We start from the raw sequence: 1,026 nt of genomic DNA, 5'->3' as shown, positions 1-1,026 counted from the left end.
GCGAGCAGGACGCGGTCGGGGTAGAGGCGGTCGACCTCGGCGCGGACGCGTTTGAGGTAGGCGTGGGTTTCGGGGAGGTTCTCGCAGTTGGTGCCTTCGCGGGCGTACAGGTAGGGGACGGCGTCCAGACGGAATCCGTCGATGCCCAGGTCGAGCCAGAACCGCAGGTTCTCCAGCATGGCGTCCTGGACGTCGGGGTTGTCGTAGTTGAGGTCGGGCTGGTGGGCGAAGAAGCGGTGCCAGTAGTACTGGCCGCGGACGGGGTCGTAGGTCCAGTTGGATGACTCGGTGTCGACGAAGATGATGCGGGCGTCGGGGTAGCCGGTGTCGTCGTCGGCCCACATGTAGAAGTCCCCGAACGGCCCGTCGGGATCGGTCCGCGACGCCTGGAACCAGGGGTGCTGGTCGGAGGTGTGGTTCATCACCAGATCGGCGATGACGCGAATACCCCGCGCATGGGCTTCTTCGATGAGTTCCACGAAATCGCCCAGCTCCCCGAAGTCGGGGAGGATGTTCGTGTAGTTGGCGATGTCGTAGCCGCCGTCTTTCAGTGGCGACTGGTAGATGGGCAGCAGCCACAGGCAGTCCACGCCGAGCCATTGCAGATGGTCCAGCTTGGAGATCAGCCCGCGCAGGTCGCCGTACCCGTCGTTGTTGGAATCGGCGAAGCCCCGGACCGACACCTCGTAGAACACCGCCGTCTTGAACCAGTGCGGGTCACGTGGGGTCTCCGGGTCGAACGCATCCGGGAGGGGTCCCGACTGCGTCGGAATGGCGTCCGAAGGGATCTCGGTGAAGACGTCGTCCGGGGGCACCGCGCCAGGGGGCGCCGCCGACGGGACGGCGGGGGACTGGGGCTCGTTGGGTCCGCTCAACTCTCGCTGCTCCCGAACGTCAGGACGTGTGCGGGTCGGACATGGGGATCGAGGTAGACGTAGTTCGATCCGCGCCATGTGTAGGTGGTGCCGTCGAGTTGGTCGGTGACGGTGTGGGGTTGGTCGGGGTCGTCGGGGAGGCCGAGGGCGG

At 66.3% G+C, this 1,026-nt stretch carries 2 protein-coding genes; both read right to left on the bottom strand.

The annotated features are described in order from the left end of the window. Positions 1-773 (bottom strand): alpha-amylase family glycosyl hydrolase (locus tag AB0C69_RS42585; protein ID WP_360362703.1); only part of this gene is annotated, 773 nt, incomplete at its 3' end. Positions 774-871: 98 nt separating this feature from the next. After that, a partial coding sequence (locus AB0C69_RS42580; RefSeq protein WP_360362700.1) for a hypothetical protein occupies positions 872-1,026 on the bottom strand: 155 nt, incomplete at its 5' end.

Origin of the sequence: Actinomadura sp. NPDC048032, assembly GCF_040653175.1 — a bacterium.
Classification (GTDB): Bacteria; Actinomycetota; Actinomycetes; order Streptosporangiales; family Streptosporangiaceae; genus Spirillospora; species Spirillospora verrucosospora.
The sequence above is the reverse complement of the archived record's forward strand: the minus strand, read 5'-3'. Positions and strand labels throughout refer to the sequence as shown.